The 874-nt window shown below is 46.6% G+C and carries 2 protein-coding genes; one reads left to right on the top strand and one right to left on the bottom strand.

What is annotated here, in order from left to right; all coding sequences use genetic code 11:
• Window positions 1-470, top strand: a 470-nt coding sequence (locus A3761_RS26795) for a hypothetical protein (protein ID WP_197472781.1), incomplete at its 5' end; no start/stop codon positions are given.
• Window positions 471-478: 8 nt separating this feature from the next.
• On the opposite strand, the gene A3761_RS03340 is transcribed toward A3761_RS26795, so the two are convergent.
• Window positions 479-802 (bottom strand): hypothetical protein, encoded by a 324-nt coding sequence (locus A3761_RS03340; protein ID WP_068509494.1) that lies wholly within the window; start codon window positions 800-802, stop codon window positions 479-481.
• Between the last annotated feature and the right edge of the window lie 72 nt (window positions 803-874).

Genomic DNA, 874 nt, shown 5'->3' with positions numbered 1-874 from the left:
ATGGAGGGCAAAGTGATTTCGGCGTCCAGTCTACTCAGCTTGGCTTTGAGTGGAAGGGCGCGATTAGTATTGATAGCCATGCCTTTGTAGGCAAGGCTGCTTTTAATAAGATGTTCGTAGATGATGGCGAACACAGTGTTAACAATGCTTCTTTAGGTGGTTTTTTAAACCTGTCCGGTTTTAACGAGCGAGACCTGAGCGGGCCGCATAAGGCCTTTATGGCATTGATTTATCAATACGACTTACGTGGAGGCTTTATTAGAAAAACAGGTTTGCCCTTATACGTAGGACTTAGCGCAGAAGCTGGGAATGTGTGGAGACAGGATGAGAAAGTCGACCTCGAAGAGCTTATTTATGGTGGTAGTATCTATCTAGGCACCGACACCATAATGGGCCCAGTTGCTTTGGGCTACGGTGCCAATGATCATGGTGCCAGCTCGGTATACTTTTACCTGGGTTACGAGCTGTAAGTTTGCCGCTAAGAGAAGTATTCCACTATCCAGGTATAGAGTAGGTCGACGCTTATATCTGCCAGCTTGATTTGCTGAAATGCATCATCAGGGTCCTTATCTCGGTAAGCGAACTGATACATAAGCTGTTCGGGCTGTTCATCATGCAGAATCAAGATGATTCGTTTACCACTTTTCAGACAATCAATTGTCATGACGTCGGCCGGAATCCCGTTAGCTCGCATATTTTTGCTGACACCGACAACCGGATTAATGTTGGCGTGCTCTTGCTGGATTTTTACGTGAGTGTCGGTGGCCAGGTCGGAGAGAATGGATAAGGGGGTTGTGCTCACGAAGGCTCCTCGTCATGTTTGCTGTGGCTGGTTTGATGAATCATCTCTGCAGGTCTAAATAGCTGTTCTAAT

The sequence above is a fragment of the Oleiphilus sp. HI0123 genome, assembly GCF_001635315.1.
The sequence above is the reverse complement of the archived record's forward strand: the minus strand, read 5'-3'. Positions and strand labels throughout refer to the sequence as shown.